This window comes from Streptomyces sp. TSRI0107, assembly GCF_001905845.1.
Taxonomy (GTDB): domain Bacteria; phylum Actinomycetota; class Actinomycetes; order Streptomycetales; family Streptomycetaceae; genus Streptomyces.
On sequence record NZ_LIVZ01000004.1, the window covers coordinates 214,828 to 235,423 of the forward strand.

Genomic DNA, 20,596 nt, shown 5'->3' on the forward strand with positions numbered 1-20,596 from the left:
AGCACCGAGCGTAGTGCGCGAACGGGAAAGATGACGGACGGCGAAGTCATCCACAGGTCACCGACCGGGTTGGCCAATTGTCATGGGCGTCTGGAACGCTGGAGGCATGGAGATTCTCTGGGTCCTGATGGCACTGCTCATGCTGAGCCTGGTGCTGCTCCCCTTCATGAGGCGCCGGCGCGGCATGATCGAGCAGGTTCCGCCCGGCCACCCGGACGCCGCGGACCCGGCGAACTACGGTTTCGTGCGCCAGGAGGAGCTGGACGTCCGGATGCCCGGCCCCGACCAGGACCTGCTGGACGTCCTGGACCTGGTGCAGCGCACGCAGGACTACCGCGCGGCGGCCCAGCTGCTGGCCGGCACCGAGGCGGAGGGCGAGCTGCGCTGGCAGCGCGTGCAGGCCTTCGCGGGTGCCGCCTCCCTGGAGCTCCAGCAGCGGCCCGGGAACGCCGGCGAGACGCCCGGCGGGCAGTGGCTGCGGGTGTGGCGCGCCGAGCAGCCCAAGGACGCGGGGGGCGCGGCGGTGCACGCCGAGTTCCTGGTGCAGCAGGCGTGGCGGACGGCGACCCCGGGCACGGACGAGTTCCGGATCATCATGGAGGAGGCGAAGGCGGCGTGCGGGGACGCGGCGCTGCTGGCCCCCGGCGACCCGGTCCCGTACATCGTCGAGCTCTCGGTGGCCCGCGGTCTCGCCTACTCCCGCGAGGAGTTCGAGCAGCTGTGGCTGAGGATCCTGGACCGGACGCCGAACCACATGGGCGCGCATCTGGCCGCGCTGCACTTCTGGTGCGAGAAGTGGCACGGCTCGAAGGAGCTGGCGACCTCGTTCGCGGAGGCCGCGGCGGCCCGCGCGCCGCAGGGCTCGCTGCTGGCGGCGATGCCGCTGTTCTCGGTGTTCGAGCACCTGCCCGAGGTGAACCTGGTGAGCGGCTTCTACCAGAGCGAGGTCGTGACGAAGGCGATCCACGGCGCGCTGCACGCGGTCCACTCGGCCCGCGCCGACGACCCGATGCTGGCGCACGTGCGCCATCTGCTGATCTTCTTCCTGGTGCGGGCGGAGCGCTGGGCGGAGGCCATGAACGAGCTGGTGCACGTCGACGGCCATGTCGGCGCCCTGCCCTGGACGCTGTCGCCGGACCCGGCGGCGGAGTTCGCGGTCTACCGCGCGCTGGCGGTGGCGGGCTACGAGGCGAACGGCGGCAGCCCGGCGACCCTTCCGCACTGACCCACGGGCCCCGGCGCGGCGGCGTCCTCCCGGAAATGACGTTGCCGCGCTGACCTGCGGTCAGGCATACTCCGCATCCCCCCACATCGTTTCGTCATGTCCATTTTCAAGAACTCCGTGGGGGGTTCGTCCCGCTATGGGCGCAACTCTGCGCGCGCTGCGCGCCCTCGTCCTGCTCGCCGGCTTCTATCTCCTCGGCTTCGTCATGCTCGGCGCACTGGTCGCCGTCGACTGGGCGTTCGCCGAGGCCGGGGTCGGCAGCATCACCGCCAAGATCTGGTTCGTCAGCGCGCTCGTCGCGATCCCCATCGTGCAGGGCATGTTCGCGCTGCGCACCCCCAAGGACGAGCCGGTCCCCGGCCTGCCGGTGACCCCCGAGCAGGAACCCGCGCTGTGGGCCGCCGTACGCGAGCTCGCCGAGCAGACCGGCACCCGCGCACCCGACGAGATCGTCCTCACCGGCGACGTCAACGCGGCCGTCACCGAGGACACCCGCCTGCTCGGCCTGCTGCCCGGCCGCCGCCGCATGTACATCGGCCTGCCGCTGATGACCGGCCTGAGCGAACCCCAGCTGCGCTCCGTCATCGCCCACGAGTTCGGGCACTACACCCACCACGACACCCGCCTCGTCGCGATCACCCTGCGCGGCCGCCTCCAGGTCATGCGCACCGTCGCCAACCTGCACGAGCGCTCCCAGGCGAAGGCCGCCAAGGAGCAGGCCCGCCAGGAGAAGAAGAACGCCAAGCGGCTCGCCCGCGGCAAGAAAGCCGACGAGGTCGACACCGGGGGCGCCGGCATGAGCTACCGCCTCGCCGCCAAGCCCTTCCTCTGGTACGGCCGCTTCTACCTGCGCGTCTCCCAGGAAGTGGGCCGCCGCCAGGAACTCGCCGCCGACCTGGCCGCCGCCCGCATCGCCGGCCGCGACGCCACCGCCTCCGCGCTGCGCGAGATCCCCGTCCTGGACTCCGCCCACGACTTCTACATGCAGTCCTACGCCACCCTCGGCACCGCTGCCGGACTGCTGCCGCCGCCCGGCGAGGTCTTCGGCGGCCTGCGCCGGCTGCTCGCCGAGCGCGCCGGCGAACTCGACGAGCTGCGCGCCTCCCCGCCCCCGCAGGAGCAGTCGCCGTACGACTCCCACCCGCCGATCGCCGAGCGGGTCGCCCTGATCGAGCAGCTCCCCGACGACGGCCGCGCCCTGGCCGGCGCCCGCCCCGCGCTCGCCCTGCTCGCCGACCCGGACCGCGCCTTCACCGAACTGGAGCGGGTCGCCCTCACCCCGGAGGCGCTGCGGCTGGCCCGCGCCGCCGACTGGGCACAGCTCGTCCACCGGTCGATGCTCCGGCAGGCCGAGCAGGACGCCGAACCGCTGCGCCGGGCCGTCGCCCAAGCACACGGCGGCGACGGCTCCCCGTCCGCCGTCCTCGACGCCGCCGACGCGGGCCTGCTGTGGCAGCTCGCCGATCTGCTGCCCAAGTCGCCGGAGGCCGAGGCCGCCACCGGCCGCGCCGCCCGCGAGTTCGCCCGGCCCCAGCTGCGCGCCCGCCTCGGCCGGCTCGTCCTCGTCGAACTCGCCCGCCAGGGCCGGGCCCACTGGGAGCTGTCCTGGAGCGACGCGGCCCGGCTGCGGCTGCCGGACGGCCACGAGGAGTGGCTGAAGCAGGCGCTGGACGCGGCGGTGGCGGACGTACCGGAGACCGGCGAGCTGCGCAGGCTGCTCGCGCCGACGCACTGACAGGTCCACCCCTCTCCTCCCCAAGGACACAACGCACCCATGCACATAGTCATCCCGCTCGCCGTCCTCCTGATCGTGCTCGTCGTCTGGTTCCGCAAGCACACGAAGGGTCCGGGCGGCGTACGCACCGGGGACCTGCCGAAGGCCGCCGCCAAGCTGGGCTTCCTGCCCGGCGACCAGCTCGACACCGACCACGACCGCGCCCCCGACCCCGAGGTCACCGCCGCGCGGGAGGCCGTGCGGGCCGGGAACTGGCAGGCGGGCGCCGAGTTCCTGGCGGCGGCCGGACAGGACTGGCAGGAGCGGGACCGGCGCTCCAGCGTGCTGGCGCGGGAGGCCGTCAAGGACGACGCCTGGCTGCTGGCGTGGCGTACCGCGCGGCCCGAGGACCCCGCCGCGGCCCTGGTGCACGCCGAGTCCCTGATCGACCTGGCGTGGGAGATCCGCGGCGCCGCGCGGGCGAAGTACACCACCGACGAGCAGTTCGCGGGCTTCCACCGCGTGCTGCGGCAGGCGCAGGAGGCATGCGCGCACGCCCAGTCGCTGGCGGGCGACGACCCGTGCCCGTTCATCGTGGAACTGCCGCTGGCGATGGGCCTGGGCTATCCCCACGACCGCTTCGAGAAGATCTGGGCGGAGATCGAGAAGCGCGACCCGCACCACCTGGCCGCGCACTCCGCCGCGCTGCAGTACTGGTGCGCCAAGTGGCGCGGCTCGCACGAGCTGGCGGAGGCGTTCGCCCGGGCGGCGGCCGGGAAGGGCCGGCCGGGGCAGCTGCTGAGCGTGCTGCCGCTGGAGGCGTACTACGAGTACGAGATCGCGCACGACGACCTCAACCGGGACGAGTTCTACAAGCGCCCCGAGGTCGTCGCCGCGGTCGACGCTGCCCTGGTCGACGTGGCGGCGGCCGCCGCGGCGAACCCCGGCGACTGGCGGATCCCGCACGTCCGCCACCTCCTCGCCAGCCTGCTGTTCTGGCAGGACCGCCACGAGGCGGCGGTGGAGCAGTTCCGGCTGGTCGACGGGTACATCGACGCCGTGCCGTGGTCGTACCGGGGCGGCCGGGAGGCGATGATCAAGGCCTACACCGGGGAGCGGGACTACAGCGCGGCGCAGGTGCTGAAGGCGCGCGGCGGAATCTGAGGACGCGGCCGTACGTTGACGCAGGCACCGCCCTGCACAAGGAGGAACCCATGCTCTTCGGACGTACGCCCGTCCTGCCCACCCCCGAGCAGGCGCTGCGGGGCCGCCCGGAGCCGGTCTTCACCGTCCCCGAGCGTCACACGGTCCTCGGCACCCCGCTCCTCGGCCCCTACCCCGAGGGCCTGGAGACCGCCGACTTCGGCCTGGGCTGCTTCTGGGGCGCCGAGCGCAAGTTCTGGCAGCTCCAGGCGGGCGTGTACACCACCCTGGTCGGCTACCAGGGCGGCTACACCGAGCACCCCACCTACGAGGAGGTCTGCTCGGGCCTGACCGGCCACACGGAGGTCGTGCGGGTCGTCTTCGACCCGGCGGTGATCTCCTACGACCGTCTCGTGAAGACGTTCTGGGAGGCCCACGACCCGACCCAGGGCTTCCGCCAGGGCAACGACGTCGGCACCCAGTACCGCTCGGCGATCTACACCCACACCCCCGAACAGGCGGCCACGGCCGAGGCCTCCCGGAAGTCGTACCAGCGGGTGCTGACCGACTCCGGCTACGGCGAGATCACCACGGAGATCCTGCCGGCGGAGGGCCGCACGTTCTATCCGGCCGAGGATTATCACCAGCAGTACCTCGACAAGAACCCGGCGGGCTACTGCGGCATCGGCGGCACGGGCGTCTCCTGCCCGATCGGCGTCGCCAAGGCCGAAGGATGACGACTGACGTGGACCCGGCGCTGCTCGCGGCGCTGTGGCGGGCCCGACGGCCGGCGGGTCCGCCCGTCGGGCACACGTTCCGCAGCACGTACACGGATGTCTGGGTGCGCTTCCACAGCCTTCCCGGATCGAAGCGCTACCCGGAGTCCGAGGACGAGTACGCGGTCGTCCTGGAGCGGTACAACACCGTTCTCGACGGGCTGTTCGCCGGCACGGACGTGTTCGTCGTGACCATGGACTGGTCGTACACCCCGACCGGTCCCGCCGGGTATCCGACACCGCGCCGGGAGCTCCACCCCGAGGGTGTCCTCTGGTGGACCGAACCGGATCTGGACGATCCCGATCCGGACTTCCACACCTATACGCGCCTCTACGCCGACCGGCGGCCGTGGCGATCCGGCTGCGTCGACGATCTGCTGCGCGCCGTCGCCGACGAGGCGGTCGTCGAGGTGTTCGTCACCGACACGGAGCTCCGCCGCATCCACCACCCCTACGACGGCGGCGCGGACGTCGTCCTCGCCACGCCTGCCGAACGGGACCGGCTTCGCGACCGTCACGCGGCCTGGCTCCCCGCCCGCACCCGGCCGATCTTCGACATCAGGCCCCCGGCGAGCCGATCAGAACGTCCAGCGCCCGGTCCAGGGCTGTGAGCAGGCCCTCCCGCTCCTGCTCGGACGACGCGTAGAGCATCCGCAGCGCCAGGCCGTCGGACAGGGCGATCACCGCGTCGGCGACGGCGCCCGCGTTGTCGCCGTGCCCGGCCGATTCCAGCCAGGTCACCAGGGCCTGCCGGACGTCCTGGTCGACCTGGCGCCGGATCGCGGCGAGGCGGGGGTGGTGGGCCGCGTGGACGGCGAAGGCGAGCTGGGCGGTGGCGTCGGCGCGGCGCTCGGCGTCCAGGGGCAGCGTGGTGAGGATCAGTTCGCGCAGCGCCCGGCGTGCCGGCAGCGTGGTGCCGACCTCGGCCATCCGCCGCTCGACGCGCTCGCCGGCCAGTTCGGCGGCGAAGGCGAGCATCTCCTCCTTGGTGCTGAAGTACTTCTGCACGGCGCCGGCGGAGCGGCCGCTGGCGGCGGCCACGGTGCGCACGCTGACCTCGTCGAGGCCGCGCTCGGCGGCCAGTTCGAGCAGGGCGGTGCCGATCTGCCGGCGCTGCTCCTCCCGGTCGACGGTCTTGGGCATCGGCGCGCTCCTCACCTTTTTGAGATACAGTCGTATTCTAAAAGTCGTTGCCGACGGCCTGCCGTGCCGTACGGAAAGGGGACAGCGATGGAAGACCAGCGCGATCCTGCCACGCCCGCCGTGCGGGTCTCGGACCGCGACCGGGACCAGGTGCTCGGCGTGCTCACGAAGGCGTTGGCGGAGGGCCGACTCGAGCAAGAGGAGCACGCGCACCGCGCGGCCGGCGCGCTGCGGGCGCGTACGGCCGGCGACCTGGCCGTACTGACCGCCGACCTGCCCGCGCCGGCGCCCACGCGCGCGGAACAGGACCGCAAGGACCTCGTGGAGTGGCTGGCCGAGTGGCGGTACTGGCTCGGCGGGGCGGTGATCATGTCCGGGATATGGGGCGTGCGCTGTGCGCAGCGGGGGGAGCTGACGTACTACTGGCCACTCGCGCCGCTGGGCGTGTGGGCGGCCGTGCTGGTCGCGGTCGCGATCTGGCCGCGCGGCGGGGACGAAGCCTAGAAACGGCCGGCGGCCCGCACCGGAGCTGGTGCGGGCCGCCGGCCCCGGGTCGTGTGCGCCGGGACGGTCAGATGGTCGCCGTGTCGATCACGAAGCGGTAGCGGACGTCGCTGGCGAGCACCCGCTCGTACGCCTCGTTGATCTGCTCCGCGCGGATCAGCTCGATCTCCGCGCCGATGCCGTGCTCGGCGCAGAAGTCCAGCATCTCCTGGGTCTCGGCGATGCCGCCGATCATGGAGCCGGCGAGGGACTTGCCGCCGCCGATCACGGAGAAGAGGTTGAGGGAGACCGGCTCCTCCGGGGCGCCCACGTTCGCGAGGGTGCCCTGCGTCTTGAGCAGCGACAGGTAGGCGCCGAAGTCCAGCGGGGCCGAGACCGTCGAGATGATCAGGTCGAAGGTGCCGGCCAGCTCCTCGAAGGTCTTCGGGTCGCTGGTGGCGTAGTAGTGGTCGGCGCCGAGCTTCAGGCCGTCCTCCCGCTTGCGCAGGGACTGCGACAGCACGGTCACCTCCGCGCCGAGCGCGTGGGCGATCTTCACGCCCATGTGGCCGAGGCCGCCGAGGCCGACGATGGCGACCTTCTTGCCGGGGCCGGCGTTCCAGCGCTTGAGCGGCGAGTAGAGGGTGATGCCGGCGCACAGCAGCGGCGCGGCCTCGTCGAGCGCCAGGCCGTCGGGGATGCGGACGGCGTAGTTCTCGTCGACGACCAGCTTCTCGGAGTAGCCGCCGTAGGTGGGCAGGCCGTCCTTGCCGATGCCGTTGTAGGTGGGCACGTTGCCCTTGACGCAGTACTGCTCCTGGCCGGCCCTGCAGTTCTCGCACTCGCGGCAGGAGTCGACCATGCAGCCGACGCCCACGCGGTCGCCGACGGCGTGGCGGGTGACGCCGGGGCCGACCCCGGTCACGATGCCGGCGATCTCGTGGCCGGGGACCATCGGGAAGATGGCCTCGCCCCAGCCTTCGCGGGCCTGGTGGATGTCGGAGTGACAGATTCCGGCGAACTTGATGTCGATCAGGATGTCGAACTCGCCGAGCTCCCGCCGCTCGATGGTGGTGCGCTCCAGCGGAGCCTTGGCGGAGGGGGCGGCGTATGCGGCGACAGTGGTCATGCCGAGGGGTCTCCTAGCGGGGGTCGCGTGCCCGGCTGCCTTCCGTCCGGGTACGGGCTCCAGCCTCGCCGAGTGCGCGGCATCCACCCAGACCACGCCTTTGCGTACGTTCGCCGTGCGTACCACTGGCGGGGTCAGGCTCAGGTGCGTACGACCAGGAATACTGGACGTATGGATGGAAAGCTCGACGCGGTACCGGAGCCGGCGGAGGACCACGGGGCCGGTCTGGACCGGCGGGCGGAGCTCAGCGAGTTCCTGCGCACCCGGCGGGCCCGGCTGAAGCCGGAGGACGTGGGCCTGCCCGACTACGGACGGCATCGCAGGGTGCCGGGGCTGCGGCGCGAGGAGCTGGCGCAGCTCGCCGGGGTCTCGGTGGCGTACTACACCCGGCTGGAACAGGGCAACGGCCGGAACGTCTCGGCGGAGGTCCTGGACGCGATCGCCCGCGCGCTGCGGCTGAACCAGGCCGAGCACGCGCACCTGACGCATCTGGCGAAGCCGACGCAGCACAAGAGGAAGCCGGTGGCGCGCAGCCAGCCGGTGCGGGTGGCGCTGCGGCAGCTGCTGGACACGATGGACGGCATCCCGGCGTACGTCGTGGGGCGGCGCTCGGACGTCCTGGCGTGGAACCGGATGGCGGCGGCCCTGTTCGGCGACTGGGGGGAGCTGCCGGAGCGGGAGCGGAACTGGGCGCGGATGGTGTTCCTGAAGCCGGAGTACCGGGAGCTGTTCCCGCAGTGGGAGCAGAAGGCGTCGGACGTGGTGAGTTTCCTGCGCATGGACGCGGGCTGCCACCCCGACGATCCGCGGCTGTCGGCGCTGGTCGGTGAGCTGTCCGTGAAGAGCGAGGACTTCCGGCGGCTGTGGGCGCGGCACGACGTCAAGGAGAAGACGTACGGCGTGAAGCGGCTGCGGCATCCGCTGGTGGGCGAGCTGACCCTGTCGTTCGAGACGTTCCGCCTGGTCGACGACGTGGAGCAGTCCCTGATCACGTACCACGCGGAGCCGGGGTCCGCGTCGGCCGACGCGCTGCGGCTGCTGGCGAGCTGGGGCGTGGACGCGAAGACCTCGGCGCCGTCGGTCTGACGACGGCGCCGAGGCTTCACGAGATCACGCGTGGGTCAGGCGTGGGTCACTTGCCGTAGTACGCGTTGTAGATCGAGATCGTGGACTTGTTGCCCTTCTTGTCCGTGATCTTGGCGTGGAAGGAGATGGCCTTCCCCTTCGCCGGGTTCTTGACGGTGATCTTGCCGTCCTTGACGGTGAGCTTCTTCCAGGTCTGGCCGTAGTCGTAGGACGCGTAGACGTACAGCGACTTCAGGTTGCCCTTGGCCGCGCCCTCGACGGTGACCGGGAAGGTGACCGACTTGCCGGCGGTGACCTTGCCGTCCAGGCCGACGGAGGCGTTGAAGCGGGCCGTGGAGACCGGCAGCTTGGCCAGGTCGGCGGGCTTCTTGGAGCGGAAGCTGAAGCTCGCGTCGATCCGGGTGGAGGCGGCGGCGACCTTGGTGGTCCGCTTGACCGAGGTGGTCAGCTTGTACGCGGCGTCACCGGACGGGACCTTGAACGCCTTCTCGCCGAACAGCGGGTCGTCGTTCGTGCCGACCTTGGTGCCGTTGCGGTAGAGGGTGGTGTTCACCGAGGTGAACAGCGACGAGCCGGGGTTCTTCGCGGAGTCGGCGAACAGCGGCAGGTAGCCGTAGATCTCGTTGCCGTCCCGGTAGACGCCGAACTCGCTGTTCAGGGTCGGGCCGAAGACGGCCTTGTTGACGGTCTTGGAGTAGCTCTTGCCGCCCTTGAAGACCTGCCCGGAGCCGAGGCTGTAGAAGGCCTCGGAGACCGGCCAGCCCTCTTCGTCCACGCCGCCCTGCTGCTCGAACTCCAGGTCCCACTTGACGCCGCCCTGCGTGGACAGGTGGAGCGTGCGGGTGCCGGGGAGCTGCTGCGGGATGGCGATGGACGTGGCGCCGAAGCTGCCCGGCAGCCAGCCGACCGCGGAGAGCGCGCCCTTCTTGCCGGGGGTCGCGGCGCCCATGGCGACCTTGACCTTGGCGAGGTCCGAGGCCTTGTAGTGCTTGGTGTAGCCGGTGGCGAGCTGCTTCACCTTGGAGCCGACGACGGTGTCGTACTGCTCACCGGCGCCCTTGGTCCAGTGTCCGGCCCACTGCTGGGAGAGCGAGCCGTCGGTGATCTGCGGGCCGAGGTGGGCGGTGCGGAAGTTGGCGTACGAGTCCATCCACCAGCCGTACGAGTACGAGTTGTCGCCGGACTCGACGGTGAAGTCGGGCGACGCGAACTCGGACTTGGCGGCCGCGTCCGGCACCGTGATGTCCACCGGCTTGGCCTTGCGGGCGTCCAGCGTGATCGTCGTGTTCTTGGTGACGTTCAGCTTGGGCTGGACGAGCCAGTCGGCGCCCTCGTACTTCTCGGGGTCGTCGCTGACGAGCACGCTGGAGTTGAGGACGTAGCTGCCCTTGGGCACGCGGGCGGTGACGGTGCCGTCCGGGTCGTACGGCGTGTACCACTTGCCCCTGCCCAGACCGGTCATGGCGTCCAGGCTGACGTCGTAGTTCTTCGTCGCGTTGCCCGAGCGGTCCAGGACCTTCAGGGTGACGTCGTACGACTCCACCTCGCGCTGCACGGCCGCCGCGGTGCGGACCGTCTGGCCGCCGCCCGTCGCCGTGACGTACGCCGAGTAGGCGCCGTCGAGCGTGCCGCCCAGCTTGGTGTCGACGGTGAGGTCGACGGAGGCCTTGCCGCCGGCCGGGACCGTCACCTTGGTCGCGCCGAGCTTGAAGAAGCCGGCGGGCGCGGGCTGGCCCTTGGGGTTGGTGGCCTTGGCGGACAGGGCGAGGGTGACGTCCTGCGTGCCGAGGTTGCGGTAGGTCAGCTGCTTGGTGACCGGCTTGTCGTCGGTGTGCGGCCACTGCTGGACGCCGAAGCTCACCGACACCGGCTCCGCGACGACGGTCTGCTTCAGCGCCTTGTCGACCTGGACACGGCCCGAGCCCTGCTCGAACGGCGTGTACGCGCCGCCCTTGGTGCTGCCGGTCAGGGCGGCCTTGATCTCGGCGCCGGTCCAGTCCGGGTGCTGCTGCTTGAGGATCGCGGCGGCGCCCGCGACGTGCGGGGTGGCCATCGACGTGCCGGAGATGGTCAGGTAGCCCTCGGGCTTCTGGCCGACCTCCTGGTCGATGACGCTGCCGGGGGCCGCGGCGGCGGTGATGTCCACGCCGGGCGCGGTGACGTCCGGCTTGATCGCGCCGTCGCCGACGCGCGGGCCGGTGCTGGAGAAGTCCGCCAGCTGGTCCTTGTCGTCGACGGCGCCGACGGTGAGCGCGGAGTCCGCGCTGCCGGGCGAACCGACCGACTCGGGACCGGCGTTGCCGGCCGCGATGGCGAACAGGATGCCCTTCTCGGCGGACAGCTTGTCGACCGCCGCCTCCAGCGGGTCGACCTCCGGGCCGTCCGGGCCGCCGAGGCTGAGGTTGACGACGTCGGCGCCCTGCTCGGCCGCCCACTCCATGCCGGCGAGGATGCCGGAGTCGTCGCCGTAGCCGGTGTCGTCGAGGACCTTGCCGTTGAGGATGTCGGCGCCGGGCGCGACGCCCTTGAGCTTGCCGCCGGACTTGGCGCCGGTACCGGCCGCGATGGACGCGACGTGGGTGCCGTGGCCGTACTTGTCGGTGGCGTCGGCGGCCTTGGTGAAGTTCTTCGAGGCGACGACCTGGTCCTTGAGGTCGGCGTGGGTGGCGTCGACGCCGGTGTCGAGGACGGCGATCTTGACGCCCTTGCCGTCGTAGCCGGCCGCCCAGGCCTTGGGGGCGCCGATCTGCGCGACGGACTTGTCGAGGTTGACCCGGCGGACTCCGTCGAGCCAGACGTGCGCGATGCCGGAGGCGGTGCGGTCGCCGTTGGTGACCGCGTCCCACAGCTCGTGGGTGTCCTCGTACGGGGTCTGCACGGCGTCCGCGTTCAGGGACTTCAGGCTCTGCCGGAGCGTGCCCGCGTCCCGGACGTCGGACTTGGCGCCGCCCGCGGCGCCCTGGTAGCCGACGATGACCTTCAGGCCCTTCTTCTGGGCCTTGCGGGTGGCGGACTTGTTCAGCTCGGTGACGTCGAACAGCCGCCGGTCGAGCTTGCCGGTGGTGACCAGGCGGGCCGCGTCGGCGGGTATGACGAGGGTGTGCCCGTCGACCTTGCGGATCTGGACGGGTATGTGCTCGCGTCCCTTGGCAGCCTGGAGGCCGATGACCCGCCCCTTGCCGTCGACGGTGACCCGGTCGCCGGTGATCAGGGTGATGTGGTGCTGGGACTTCAGTTCGGCGCTGCTCTGGACGGGTTGTGCGGGCTTCGCCGAGGCCGGGGTGGTCAGTCCCGCGGCGAGGGCCACGGCGGCCGCGGTGGCGACCGCGGTGACGCCCGCTCTCTTCACTTGTCTGCGCAAAACTCCCCCTGGAGTTGAGGTACCGGGCGAATTCCCCGTTCACCCGGCCGGGGGTGGTCCCGCACACACGCTCGTGCACCCCCCGGAACTGTGAGTATGCCGGGGGGTGATCAATGGCCTCAAGAGCGGGCTGTGTCACGAGTTCGCTATAGAAACGACCCGGCGCCGAGCCTCACTGACGGCGCCTCAGGTGTTGTTCCTCAAGAATTGTTCTCCTTGACCGTGATGGTTCCCTTCCGGATCGTCGCCAGCCGCGGGGCCTTCTTCGCGAGTGCGGAGTCGTGGGTGACCATGATGAAAGTGAGCCCCAGCTCCTTCCACATGCGTTCCAGTACGTCCATGATCTCGTCGCGGGTCGACTCGTCGAGGTTTCCGGTGGGCTCGTCGGCGAGCAGCACCTTCGGCTGCTTCACCAGCGCCCGGGCGATCGCCACCCGCTGCTGCTGACCGCCGGACATCTCACCGGGCAGATGCCCGAGCCGCTCCCCGAGGCCCACCGACGTCAGCGCCTCGGCGGCCCGCTCGCGCCGCTCCTTCGGCTTCACGCCGAGCGGGACGAGGGCGGTCTCCACGTTCTCCTGCGCGGTGAGCGTGGGGATGAGGTTGAAGCTCTGGAAGACGAAGCCGATGTTCTCGCTGCGCACCTTGGTGAGCCTGGCCTCGGACAACTGGGCCAGGTCGGTCCCGTCGAGGACGATCTCCCCGGAGCTGGGCCGGTCGAGGCCGCCCAGCATCTGAAGCAGCGTCGACTTGCCGCCGCCGGTGGGACCCTGGATGACCAGCCGGTCGCCGTCGGGAATGGTCAGGTCGACCCCGGCGAGGGCGTGGACGGTTTCCTTGCCGCGGGTGTAGCGCTTGGTGACGGCCTTGAGTTCGTACATGGGTCTGCTCCTGGGAGGGGTGAGGGGGTGGGCGTGGCCGTCGGCTACTCGACGCGCCGCAGCGCGTCCGCCGGCCGCAGCCGCGACGCCCGCCAGCCGCCGAACGCGCCGGCGATCAGTCCCCCGGTCACCGCGAGACCCACCGCGAGCGCGATGGTCGTCAGGCTCACCGGCGCGGTGAGGGCGACGTCGAGCGTGCGGGACGCGGCCTGCTGTCCGGGCCCGCCGGGCATCCGGCCGCCGCCCGGGCCGCCCATGCCGCCGCCGGTGGTCCCGCCGCCCAGCTCCGCCTGGAGCGTCGGGCTGACCGCGGTCACCGCGTACGCCCCGGCGACACCGACCACGATGCCGAGCACCCCGCCGACCAGACCGTTGACGACGGCCTCGCCGACCACCTGCCGGGTCACCCGGCCGGACCGCCAGCCCAGCGCCTTCAGCGTGCCGAACTCCCGCACCCGCCGGGACACCGCGGACGAGGTGAGCAGTCCGGCCACCAGGAACGCGGCCACGAGCACGGCGATCGACAGCCACTTGCCGACCTTGCCGGCGAGGTCGGAGGCGGTGGACAGGGAGCCGGAGACGGTCTCGGCGAGGTCGGCGGAGGTGGTGACCGTCGTACCGGAGATGTTCTTCTGGATGCCCGACTTGACGGCGTCGATCCGCTGGGAGTCGGCCGCCTTGACGTAGATGGTGGTGACCTTGTCCGCGGAGTCGGCGAGGGTCTGGGCCCGCTTCAGCGGGATGTAGAGATTGGCGGCCGCGTCACCGCTCTCCGGTGTGGCGATGCCCACGACCTCGAACTTGACGCCCTTGACGGTCACGGTGTCGCCGACGGCGAGCTTCTTCTCCTTGGCATAGGACGCGTCGGCGACGGCGACCTTCGCGTCGGTCTCGGAGTCCTTGAAGGTACGGCCGCTGGTGATCTCGGAGGAGGTCAGCGGGCCGAGGGCGGGTTCGGTGACGTCGGTGCCGTAGACGGTGTAGCTGTTGACGTCGAAGTCGGCGCCGCCGCCCTGCACCCGGCCCTCCGGCTGGGCGCTGCCGCCGCCTCCGGGGCCGTCCTGCCGGCCGCCGCTGCCGCTGTCCGGCTGCTGCTGGAACTGACCCCGCGTGAACTCGCCGCTCACCTTGACGACCTGGAGGCTGAGTCCGCCCACCGCGTCCGAGACGCCGTCCTGCGCGGCGACCTTCTTCACGGTGGCGCTCGACAGGGTCTGGAAGCCCTGGACCATCACCCGGTCGCTGCTCTGCTCCTCGCCGGACTCCTCGTCCTGGGCGTCGAACCGGAACCGCGGGCGCTCGCCGTCCTGCCCCTCCTCGGCGGGCTCGGCCGCCTTGGTGACGGTCATGTCGGTGCCCAGCCCGTACAGCGACTGGAGGACCTTGTCCTGGGCCTTGCCCATGCCGGAGGACACGGAGTTGACCACGATGACCAGCGCGATGCCCAGCGCGAGTCCGGAGGCGACGACGAGGGCCGCCTTTCTGCGGCGGCGCAGTTCGCGCCTCAGGTAGGTGAAGAACATGCGCCGCAAGCTAGGGACGACGCGTGATGAAGGGATAAGGCCGGGATAAGAGAAGGATGAGAAGGGCCCGGGAAACGCGAATGCCGCCTCCCCGAGGGGAAGCGGCACTCTCATCGGGAACCGCGTCAGACCGCGGAGCCCGCCTTCCACTGCGCCCAGTCCATGTTCCAGCCGTTGAGGCCGTTGTCCGGGGCGATGGTCTTGTCACCGGTGTTCTTCACGACGACGACGTCACCGACGATCGAGTTGTCGTAGAACCAGGCACCCGCGGTGTTCGGGTCGTTGGCGCCCTTGGTGTCGGACAGGCCGACGCAGCCGTGGCTGGTGTTGACGCTGCCGAAGATGGACTTCGCGCCCCAGTAGTTGCCGTGGATGAAGGTGCCGGACGTCGACAGGCGCATGGCGTGCGGCACGTCCTTGATGTCGTACTCGCCCTTGCCGTCGTCGTCGGTGAAGCCGACCGTCGCGCCGTTCATCCGGGTCTCCTTGAACTTCTCGGAGATCACCATCTGGCCCTCGTACGTCTTGTTGTCGGGCGAGCCGGCGGAGATCGGGATGGTCTTGACGACCTTGCCGTCCTGCATGACCTTCATCTGCTTGGTCTGCGCGTCGACGACGGAGACCTGGTTGCGGCCGATGGTGAAGGAGACCGTCTTCTGCTGGACGCCGTAGACACCCTCGGCACCCTCGACGCCGTCGAGCGCCAGCTTCAGGGTGACCTTGGAGCCTTCCTTCCAGTAGTCCTCGGGACGGAAGTCGAGGCGGTTGGCGTTGAACCAGTGGCCGACGACCTCCTGGCCGCTGCTGGAGGAGACGGTGATGCCCTTCTGGACGTCCGCCTTGTTGGTGATCGCCTTGTCGAAGTTGATCGAGACGGGCATGCCCACGCCGACCGTGGAGCCGTCCTCCGGAGTGAAGCTGCCTATGAAGCTGTTGTCCGGGGAGACGGTGGTGAAGGAGGCGTTCTCGTGGGCCTCACGGCCGTCGGCGTCCTTCGCGGTCACCGCGATCTTGTAGCCGGTCGCGCGCTCCAGCTGGGCGCTGGGCTTCCAGCTGGTCTTGTCCGCGGATATCTCACCGGCGACCGCGGTGCCGTCCGCGGTGGTCATCTTGACCTCGGTGAGGGTGCCCTTGCTCACGGTGACGGCCGCGGAGTTGTTGATGGAGGCGTTGGACGAGCCGTCCTTGGGCGTGATCTTGATCTGGGCCGCGGAGGTCTTCTGCGCCGCCGCCTCGTCGACCGTCGCCTGGGAGCTGTCGTTGTCCTCGCCGGACGCCTCGCCGCCGGAGCAGGCCGAGAGCACCAGCACACTGCCGAGCAGTGCGGTCGCGGCCCTCAGGCCCCTGATCCGCCTACTGTTCGTCATCACACGCTTCTCCATCGTTACCGATTCCCCATAACCCCGAGAGTCCCCGTTAAGTGGGTTCAACGCTACGACCGGTTCGTCCCGTTCCACATTCGCCGTATGTGTGGGGCACACCACGTCGCGGCCGGACAGGCCGGCGCAGGTGTCGGTCAGTGCGCCCCTTGAGACGAGCGAACCCCGGGTGGCGGTTGCCCCCCGGGGTCACAATTTTTTCCCCGCGCGCTCAGCCGCCCGACGCCGCGCCCTCGTCGTCCTCGTCGTCCTCGTCGTCCTCGTCGTATGCCTCGCCCTCGTCGTCATCGTCCTCGTCGAGGTCCCACTCCGGCGAATCCGGGTCGTAGTCGACCTGTTCGCTGCTCCAGGAGGCCTGCTGGAGCTCGATCCCCGGCACCTCGCCGACCAGGTCGAACGGGTCGACGAGGTAGGCCAGGGCCTCCGCGGTGTCCTCCGTCACAGCGCTCTCGGCATGTACCCGTTCCCCGGCCGGCATATCCGATTCGCCGGCGACCTTGCGCAACGCGGCCTTGGTGACCGCGTCCTCGTCCATCACTTCGAGGACGAGCTCTACTCGAAGCCGGACAAAACGTGATGTCTCTGGAGTGCTCATGCCCGGAGCGTACGGCCAGGTGCTCCCGTGACTTTCCCGTGACCCGCGACTTTCACTAACATCGCCCCACACGGCCAATTCGCCAGCGCCACAAGGGGATCGATATTCCGTGTCATCCGCTCGCCGTCCGTTGCTGACCGCCACCGCCGCGGGCACCCTGCTGGGCGCCCTGTGGTTCGTCCCGTCCGCGAACGCGACCTCGGACGACTCGGCCAGAGAGCAGCCCGCGGCCACGCGGACGACGCAGGCCAGGGCGGCCTCGCTGACCACGTCCGAGAGCGGGCCCCGGCTCGCCGACACCGGCAGCTTCGACAGCACCCCGTACGTCGTCGGCGGCACGTTCTGCCTGACGCTGGGCGCCGGGTTCGTGGTGTATTCGGTGCGCAGGGAACGTCTTGGGCTGTAAGCCCGGAAGATAATCTGGCTTGACGTGTTCTTGACTGGCCCTTCATAGTCCGCTCATGAAGAGATCATCGGGTGCGCGACTGGGCGCCACAGCTGTTGTGAGCGTGCTGTCGCTCGCCCTTGTCACGGGCTGCTCGGAGAGCGAGTCCAGCGGGGACAAGAGCCTCGGTTCGGACGAGAAGGCCCCTGCCGCCAAGGCGCTCAGCGCGGCGGAACTGAAGAAGCTGATCATCGCCGACGGCGAGGTCGACGGGTACAAGGTCGAGCCGCTCGACAAGTCCGCGGTGATGACCAAGGACGACGTCAAGACGGACGAGAAGTGCCTCCCGCTGACCTACGTCATGAGCGGTCTGGCCCCGGGCGACGCCGCGGCGGAGACGAACACCGGCGCCGTCGAGGAGAAGAGCCCGACGGACACCGCGTCCAAGTCCCTGGAGGACCTGGCCGAGGGTGACGCCGAGGACATGATGGCCGACGCGATGAACGTGGACTACACGGTCGTCGGCCTCTCCTCCTACGACGGTGACGGCGCCGAGCAGACGATGAAGTCGGTCGCCGACGCGGTCGCGAACTGCGCGGGCGGCTTCTCCGGCACGTCGCAGGGCGAGGACCAGAAGGTCACCAAGGTGACCGAGGAGAAGTCGTCGGGCACCGGCGACGAGTCCGTGGCGTTCGTGGTGACCGGCGACATGGAGGACGGCTCGACGGGCGACGTCCACGCCGAGGTCGTGCGGCACGGCAGCACCATCGCGACGTACTACACGCTCAACCTCGGTGCGCTCATGACCGGTGACAAGTACGCCGTTCCGGCGGAGCTGGTGAAGTTCCAGGCCGGCAAGCTCAAGTAAGCCCGCCAGGCACTGCCGAAGGGCCCCGTCCGCATCGCGGGCGGGGCCCTTCGGCGTCCGTACGGCCAGCCCCTAGGGGGCGTCTCCCCCTAGCGCAGCGGTCCGGTGACCGTCTCCACCGCCGCGACCAGCCGCCCGTCGCGCACGAACGCGTCGGCCGCCGCGAGGTCGGGGGCGAGGAAGCGGTCGGGGCCGGGGCCCTCGACGCCGGCCGCGCGGACCGCGTCCAGGACGGCGCGGGTCGCCGGGGCCGGGGTCAGGCCCTCGCGCAGCTGGACGGCACGGGTGGCGGCGTACAGCTCGACGGCGATGACGCGGGTGAGGTTGTCCACGGCCGTGCGCAGCTTGCGGGCCGCCGACCAGCCCATGGAGACGTGGTCCTCCTGCATCGCGGAGGACGGGATGGAGTCCGCGGACGCCGGTACGGCCAGCCGCTTCAGCTCGCTGACCAGGGCGGCCTGCGTGTACTGAGCGATCATCAGACCGCTGTCCACGCCCGCGTCGTCGGCGAGGAACGGCGGCAGGCCGTGGCTGCGGTTCTTGTCCAGCAGCCGGTCGGTGCGGCGCTCGGCGATGGAGGCGAGGTCGGCGGCTGCGATGGCGAGGAAGTCCAGGACGTAGGCGACCGGGGCGCCGTGGAAGTTGCCGTTGGACTCCACCCGGCCTCCCCCGGAGCCGAAAGCCTGGGAGGTGCCCCCGGGCAGCACGACGGGGTTGTCGACGGCCGACGCCAGTTCGCGCTCGGCGACCAGGCGGGCGTGCGCCATGGTGTCGCGGCCGGCGCCGGCGACCTGCGGGGCGCAGCGCACCGAGTAGGCGTCCTGGACGCGGGGCGCGTCGTCCTGGTGATGACCGGTCAGGCCGGAACCGTTCAGCACGGCGAGCATGTTGGCGGCGCTGTCGCCCTGGCCGGGGTGGGGCCGGATGGCGTGCAGTTCGGGGGCGAGGACCCTGTCGGTGCCGAGCAGGGCCTCGAGGCTCAGGGCGGCGGTGACGTCGGCGGACTTGTAGAGGGTGTCGAGGTCGGCGAGGGCCATGATCAGCATGCCGAGCATGCCGTCGGTGCCGTTGAGGAGGGCGAGGCCCTCCTTCTCGCGCAGCTCGACGGGGGCGATGCCGTGCTCGGCGAGCAGTTCCCCGGCGGGGCGGACGGTGCCGTCCGGGCCTTCGGCGTCGCCCTCGCCCATCAGCGTCAGGGCGCAGTGGGAGAGCGGGGCGAGGTCACCGGAGCAGCCGAGGGAGCCGTACTCGTGCACGACCGGGGTGATGCCGGCGTTGAGGACGTCCGCCATGGTCTGCGCGACCTCGGGCCGCACGCCGGTGTGTCCGGAGCAGACGGTCTTCAGCCGCAGGAACATCAGGGCCCGTACGACCTCCCGCTCGACGCGCGGGCCCATGCCGGCGGCGTGCGAGCGGACGATGTTGCGCTGGAGCTGGGTGCGCAGCTCCTGGCCGATGTGCCGGGTCGCCAGGGCGCCGAAGCCGGTGGAGACGCCGTAGACGGGGTCCGGCTTGGCCGCCAGCGCGTCCACGATCTCGCGGGCCGCGGTGAGGGCGGCCACCGCCTCGTCGGAGAGCTCGACACGGGCGCCGCGGCGGGCCACGGCGAGGACGTCGGACGCGGTGACGCCGGACGTCCCCACCACCACAGTGTGCATATCCATATTCAGGAGCGTACGCAGTGAATTCGAAAATGTCACCAGTGGGTGCGGGGTTCACCCCTTACTCACATCTCACACGGTCACACCGGGCCCCTCAGGGCCGCCCCCGGAAGCGGCGGCGCTCGCGGGACGTCTCGGGGGACGGCTCGTCGGCCAGGCGTACGACGGGGTCGTCCGGTCCCTCCCGGCCCGCGACCACCGGTCTGGCCGCGCGGACGGCCTTGGCGCGGTACTGGGCGGCGTCGGCGAGGCGGAACAGCCGGCGGGCGGAGCGGACCGCGCCGATCGGCTCCTCGGTGGAGGCGACCCCGCAGGCGACGCCCTCCCCCAGGTCCAGCTCGGCCGCCCGGCGGCACAGTTCGCCGGCCACCTTCACCACGTCCTCGGCGGGCGGCCCGACCGCGAGCAGACAGAACTCGTCCCCGCCGAGCCGGGCGGCCAGGGTCCCCGGCAGCATCGCGCCGCACAGGGACAGCACCGACCCGAACCGTTCCAGCAGCCGGTCGCCGACGGCGTGGCCGAGGGTGTCGTTGACGCGTTTGAGCCCGTTGAGGTCGCAGACCACCAGGCTGACGACCACGCCCTCCTCGCGATGCCGCTCCACCGCCTCGTCCAGCCGCATGTCGACCGCGCGGCGGTTGGCGAGGCCGGTCAGCGAGTCGGTGAAGGCCAGCCGGCGGGCCTCCTCCAGCCGCTCGGTCTGCGCGATGCCCGCGGCCACCACGGCGGCCAGGACGGTCGCGAAGTCGGCGTCGCCCCGGTCGAACACCGGCGTACCGGCCGGGCGGGCCACGTACAGCTCGCCCCAGGCCCGGCCGTGCAGCACGATCGGCGCGACCACACAGGACCCCCGGCCGCGGCGGCGCAGCGCCGAGACCCGCTGGTGCACGAAACCGGCGCGCCCCTCGGTCGGCCCGTCGGCGGTCTCCACCCAGGCGTCCGGTTCACCGCCGGCCGCCCACTGCTCGTGCAGGAACTCGGTGATCTCGGCGAACTGGTGCACCGGATAGGTCTCGTCCTCCGGGAACTCCACCTCGTCCGGCGCCCGCTCACCGACGTTCACCAGCACCCGCAGCCGCCCCAGCTCCCGCTCCCACACCGACAGCGCGGCGAAGCTCCCGCCCAGCGCCCGGCACGCCCCGACCGCCGCGGCCCGCCACGACTCGCGCGGAGTGCGCGCCGCGGCCATGCCCTGCGCGAGCGCGACGACGTCCGCGAGCCGGTTGTCCTCACCCATTGCTCCA

18 protein-coding genes are annotated in these 20,596 nt (G+C 71.2%); 9 read left to right on the forward strand and 9 right to left on the reverse strand.

All coding sequences use genetic code 11. From position 1 onward, the window contains the following. The first annotated feature begins 106 nt into the window (after nt 1–106). The 5 genes from AMK31_RS11320 to AMK31_RS11340 all read left to right on the forward strand — a co-directional run bounded on the left by AMK31_RS11320 (nt 107) and on the right by AMK31_RS11340 (nt 5,469). Nucleotides 107–1,225: a hypothetical protein gene (locus AMK31_RS11320; RefSeq protein ID WP_073940331.1), complete on the forward strand. Its 1,119-nt coding sequence runs from the start codon at nt 107–109 to the stop codon at nt 1,223–1,225. Nucleotides 1,226–1,361: 136 nt separating this feature from the next. Then, a complete protein-coding gene (locus AMK31_RS11325) occupies nt 1,362–2,960 on the forward strand; it encodes a M48 family metallopeptidase (protein ID WP_073940332.1) in 1,599 nt (532 codons plus the stop codon). A 39-nt stretch (nt 2,961–2,999) separates the two neighbouring features. Further along, nucleotides 3,000–4,103 carry a hypothetical protein gene (locus AMK31_RS11330; protein ID WP_073940333.1) on the forward strand — a complete coding sequence of 368 codons (1,104 nt, stop codon included), beginning with the start codon at nt 3,000–3,002 and terminating at the stop codon, nt 4,101–4,103. Between the two features lie 50 nt (nt 4,104–4,153). Beyond that, nucleotides 4,154–4,819, forward strand: a complete 666-nt coding sequence (gene msrA / locus AMK31_RS11335) for a peptide-methionine (S)-S-oxide reductase MsrA (protein WP_073940334.1) — start codon at nt 4,154–4,156, stop codon at nt 4,817–4,819. Next, nucleotides 4,816–5,469, forward strand: a complete 654-nt coding sequence (locus tag AMK31_RS11340; RefSeq protein WP_241842620.1) for a DUF3885 domain-containing protein — start codon at nt 4,816–4,818, stop codon at nt 5,467–5,469. Before msrA ends, AMK31_RS11340 begins: the two co-directional genes overlap by 4 nt. Here the strand turns inward: AMK31_RS11340 and AMK31_RS11345 are convergent. Continuing rightward, nucleotides 5,417–6,001 (reverse strand): TetR/AcrR family transcriptional regulator, encoded by a 585-nt coding sequence (locus AMK31_RS11345; protein WP_073940335.1) that lies wholly within the window; start codon nt 5,999–6,001, stop codon nt 5,417–5,419. The genes AMK31_RS11340 and AMK31_RS11345 overlap by 53 nt on opposite strands. A gap of 87 nt (nt 6,002–6,088) precedes the next feature. On the opposite strand from AMK31_RS11345, the gene AMK31_RS11350 reads away from it, so the two are divergent. Beyond that, on the forward strand, nt 6,089–6,505 hold the full coding sequence (locus AMK31_RS11350) for a DUF1707 SHOCT-like domain-containing protein (protein ID WP_073940336.1): 417 nt from the start codon (nt 6,089–6,091) through the stop codon (nt 6,503–6,505). Nucleotides 6,506–6,572: 67 nt separating this feature from the next. Here AMK31_RS11350 and AMK31_RS11355 read toward each other — a convergent pair whose 3' ends face one another. After that, a complete protein-coding gene (locus tag AMK31_RS11355) occupies nt 6,573–7,613 on the reverse strand; it encodes an NAD(P)-dependent alcohol dehydrogenase (protein ID WP_073940337.1) in 1,041 nt (346 codons plus the stop codon). Nucleotides 7,614–7,784: 171 nt separating this feature from the next. Between AMK31_RS11355 and AMK31_RS11365 the strand changes: the two genes are divergently transcribed. Next, nucleotides 7,785–8,699, forward strand: coding sequence for a helix-turn-helix domain-containing protein (locus tag AMK31_RS11365; RefSeq protein WP_073940338.1), 915 nt, complete (start codon nt 7,785–7,787; stop codon nt 8,697–8,699). Between the two features lie 46 nt (nt 8,700–8,745). Here the strand turns inward: AMK31_RS11365 and AMK31_RS11370 are convergent, their stop codons facing one another. From AMK31_RS11370 to AMK31_RS40655, 5 genes are all read right to left on the reverse strand, one after another. Continuing rightward, a complete protein-coding gene (locus AMK31_RS11370; RefSeq protein WP_079186805.1) occupies nt 8,746–12,048 on the reverse strand; it encodes a S8 family peptidase in 3,303 nt (1,100 codons plus the stop codon). A 212-nt stretch (nt 12,049–12,260) separates the two neighbouring features. Beyond that, a complete protein-coding gene (locus tag AMK31_RS11380) occupies nt 12,261–12,941 on the reverse strand; it encodes an ABC transporter ATP-binding protein (RefSeq protein WP_073940339.1) in 681 nt (226 codons plus the stop codon). Between the two features lie 44 nt (nt 12,942–12,985). Continuing rightward, nucleotides 12,986–14,464 (reverse strand): ABC transporter permease, encoded by a 1,479-nt coding sequence (locus tag AMK31_RS11385; RefSeq protein WP_073940340.1) that lies wholly within the window; start codon nt 14,462–14,464, stop codon nt 12,986–12,988. Between the two features lie 125 nt (nt 14,465–14,589). Then, on the reverse strand, nt 14,590–15,831 hold the full coding sequence (locus tag AMK31_RS11390; protein ID WP_073940753.1) for an Ig-like domain-containing protein: 1,242 nt from the start codon (nt 15,829–15,831) through the stop codon (nt 14,590–14,592). Nucleotides 15,832–16,054: 223 nt separating this feature from the next. Then, a complete protein-coding gene (locus tag AMK31_RS40655; RefSeq protein WP_073940341.1) occupies nt 16,055–16,438 on the reverse strand; it encodes a hypothetical protein in 384 nt (127 codons plus the stop codon). Between the two features lie 109 nt (nt 16,439–16,547). On the opposite strand from AMK31_RS40655, the gene AMK31_RS11400 reads away from it, so the two are divergent. Together AMK31_RS11400 and AMK31_RS40660 are read left to right on the forward strand one after the other, a co-directional pair. Continuing rightward, a complete protein-coding gene (locus AMK31_RS11400) occupies nt 16,548–16,844 on the forward strand; it encodes a hypothetical protein (protein WP_073940342.1) in 297 nt (98 codons plus the stop codon). A 55-nt stretch (nt 16,845–16,899) separates the two neighbouring features. Continuing rightward, complete coding sequence (locus AMK31_RS40660; protein WP_073940343.1) at nt 16,900–17,691, forward strand: hypothetical protein; 792 nt, start codon at nt 16,900–16,902, stop codon at nt 17,689–17,691. 89 nt (nt 17,692–17,780) lie between these two features. Here the strand turns inward: AMK31_RS40660 and hutH are convergent, their stop codons facing one another. Both hutH and AMK31_RS11415 read right to left on the reverse strand, forming a co-directional pair. Continuing rightward, nucleotides 17,781–19,349: a histidine ammonia-lyase gene (gene hutH, locus AMK31_RS11410; RefSeq protein WP_073940344.1), complete on the reverse strand. Its 1,569-nt coding sequence runs from the start codon at nt 19,347–19,349 to the stop codon at nt 17,781–17,783. Between the two features lie 97 nt (nt 19,350–19,446). After that, nucleotides 19,447–20,589, reverse strand: a complete 1,143-nt coding sequence (locus AMK31_RS11415) for a GGDEF domain-containing protein (RefSeq protein WP_073940345.1) — start codon at nt 20,587–20,589, stop codon at nt 19,447–19,449. Nucleotides 20,590–20,596: the final 7 nt, after the last annotated feature.

What these genes read in the sequence shown, in the direction of transcription:
- AMK31_RS11320 (WP_073940331.1), top strand. Translation starts at nt 107, where the DNA reads ATGGAGATTCTCTGGGTCCTGATGGCACTGCTCATGCTGAGCCTGGTG.
- AMK31_RS11325 (WP_073940332.1), top strand. Translation starts at nt 1,362, where the DNA reads ATGGGCGCAACTCTGCGCGCGCTGCGCGCCCTCGTCCTGCTCGCCGGC.
- AMK31_RS11330 (WP_073940333.1), top strand. Translation starts at nt 3,000, where the DNA reads ATGCACATAGTCATCCCGCTCGCCGTCCTCCTGATCGTGCTCGTCGTC.
- msrA (WP_073940334.1), top strand. Translation starts at nt 4,154, where the DNA reads ATGCTCTTCGGACGTACGCCCGTCCTGCCCACCCCCGAGCAGGCGCTG.
- AMK31_RS11340 (WP_241842620.1), top strand. Translation starts at nt 4,816, where the DNA reads ATGACGACTGACGTGGACCCGGCGCTGCTCGCGGCGCTGTGGCGGGCC.
- AMK31_RS11345 (WP_073940335.1), bottom strand. Translation starts at nt 6,001, where the DNA reads ATGCCCAAGACCGTCGACCGGGAGGAGCAGCGCCGGCAGATCGGCACC.
- AMK31_RS11350 (WP_073940336.1), top strand. Translation starts at nt 6,089, where the DNA reads ATGGAAGACCAGCGCGATCCTGCCACGCCCGCCGTGCGGGTCTCGGAC.
- AMK31_RS11355 (WP_073940337.1), bottom strand. Translation starts at nt 7,613, where the DNA reads ATGACCACTGTCGCCGCATACGCCGCCCCCTCCGCCAAGGCTCCGCTG.
- AMK31_RS11365 (WP_073940338.1), top strand. Translation starts at nt 7,785, where the DNA reads ATGGATGGAAAGCTCGACGCGGTACCGGAGCCGGCGGAGGACCACGGG.
- AMK31_RS11380 (WP_073940339.1), bottom strand. Translation starts at nt 12,941, where the DNA reads ATGTACGAACTCAAGGCCGTCACCAAGCGCTACACCCGCGGCAAGGAA.
- AMK31_RS11385 (WP_073940340.1), bottom strand. Translation starts at nt 14,464, where the DNA reads ATGTTCTTCACCTACCTGAGGCGCGAACTGCGCCGCCGCAGAAAGGCG.
- AMK31_RS11390 (WP_073940753.1), bottom strand. Translation starts at nt 15,831, where the DNA reads ATGACGAACAGTAGGCGGATCAGGGGCCTGAGGGCCGCGACCGCACTG.
- AMK31_RS40655 (WP_073940341.1), bottom strand. Translation starts at nt 16,438, where the DNA reads ATGAGCACTCCAGAGACATCACGTTTTGTCCGGCTTCGAGTAGAGCTC.
- AMK31_RS40660 (WP_073940343.1), top strand. Translation starts at nt 16,900, where the DNA reads ATGAAGAGATCATCGGGTGCGCGACTGGGCGCCACAGCTGTTGTGAGC.
- hutH (WP_073940344.1), bottom strand. Translation starts at nt 19,349, where the DNA reads ATGCACACTGTGGTGGTGGGGACGTCCGGCGTCACCGCGTCCGACGTC.
- AMK31_RS11415 (WP_073940345.1), bottom strand. Translation starts at nt 20,589, where the DNA reads ATGGGTGAGGACAACCGGCTCGCGGACGTCGTCGCGCTCGCGCAGGGC.